This window comes from Gracilibacillus thailandensis, assembly GCF_010994055.1.
Lineage (GTDB): Bacteria > Bacillota > Bacilli > Bacillales > Amphibacillaceae > Gracilibacillus > Gracilibacillus lacisalsi.
In genome coordinates, this window is record NZ_WJID01000030.1 from 1 (window position 1) to 1045 (window position 1045).

At 49.2% G+C, this 1045-nt stretch carries 8 tRNA genes and 1 rRNA gene; all 9 read left to right on the top strand.

The features are described from left to right. Positions 1-156 precede the first annotated feature (156 nt). The 9 genes from rrf (at position 157) to GH715_RS10520 (ending at position 1032) form a co-directional block, all read left to right on the top strand. Positions 157-273 (top strand): 5S ribosomal RNA (rrf, locus tag GH715_RS10480). 12 nt (positions 274-285) lie between these two features. Then, positions 286-360 (top strand) — tRNA-Asn (locus GH715_RS10485). A 2-nt stretch (positions 361-362) separates the two neighbouring features. After that, positions 363-454, top strand: a tRNA-Ser gene (locus GH715_RS10490). An 11-nt stretch (positions 455-465) separates the two neighbouring features. After that, a tRNA-Glu gene (locus tag GH715_RS10495) sits at positions 466-540 on the top strand. 8 nt (positions 541-548) lie between these two features. Next, positions 549-624: transfer RNA gene (locus GH715_RS10500), tRNA-Val, on the top strand. 27 nt (positions 625-651) lie between these two features. Beyond that, positions 652-728, top strand: a tRNA-Met gene (locus GH715_RS10505). A 3-nt stretch (positions 729-731) separates the two neighbouring features. Further along, a tRNA-Asp gene (locus GH715_RS10510) sits at positions 732-808 on the top strand. Positions 809-828: 20 nt separating this feature from the next. Next, positions 829-904, top strand: a tRNA-Phe gene (locus GH715_RS10515). 42 nt (positions 905-946) lie between these two features. Then, a tRNA-Tyr gene (locus GH715_RS10520) sits at positions 947-1032 on the top strand. Positions 1033-1045: the final 13 nt, after the last annotated feature.

The window sequence follows — 1045 nt, forward strand, 5'->3', positions numbered from 1 at the left end:
CAGCTGACGAATACTAATCGATCGAGGACTTAACTATACGATTTGTTTGAGCTTGTTGATGACTCTTATCTAGTTTTGAAAGTATATTAAATTTTTACTTGATTTTTTCAAAATACATAGTATAATATTCTTTGTCACTAAAAATAACAGTACAAGCCTGGTGGCGATAGCGGAGAGGTCACACCTGTTCCCATGCCGAACACAGTAGTTAAGCTCTCCAGCGCCCATGGTAGTTGGGGCTCACGCCCCTGCAAGAGTAGGACGTTGCCAGGCATTTTCTTCCATTCCACAGTAGCTCAGTGGTAGAGCAATCGGCTGTTAACCGATCGGTCGTAGGTTCGAATCCTACCTGTGGAGCCAATGGAGAGCTGTCCGAGTGGTCGAAGGAGCACGATTGGAAATCGTGTGTGCGGTTAACACCGTACCGAGGGTTCGAATCCCTCGCTCTCCGCCACTTTTAATATAGGCCCGTTGGTCAAGTGGTTAAGACACCGCCCTTTCACGGCGGTAACACGGGTTCGAATCCCGTACGGGTCACCACTTACTTAGGAGGATTAGCTCAGCTGGGAGAGCACTTGCCTTACAAGCAAGGGGTCGCAGGTTCGAGCCCTGCATCCTCCACCATTCAAAAATTAATACATTCCTTATTATCGCGGGGTGGAGCAGTCTGGTAGCTCGTCGGGCTCATAACCCGAAGGTCGCAAGTTCAAATCTTGCCCCCGCAACCAAAAGGTCCGGTAGTTCAGTTGGTTAGAATGCCTGCCTGTCACGCAGGAGGTCGCGGGTTCGAGTCCCGTCCGGACCGCCACTATAAACTTATCAATTCCTGGCTCGGTAGCTCAGTCGGTAGAGCAACGGACTGAAAATCCGTGTGTCGGCGGTTCGATTCCGTCCCGAGCCACCACTTTTAGAGTTTCTCTTTCTTATTAATATGTTCAATATTTATGGAGGGATAGCGAAGTTGGCCAAACGCGGCGGACTGTAAATCCGCTCCCATCGGGTTCGTAGGTTCGAGTCCTACTCCCTCCACCATTTTATTAATTTT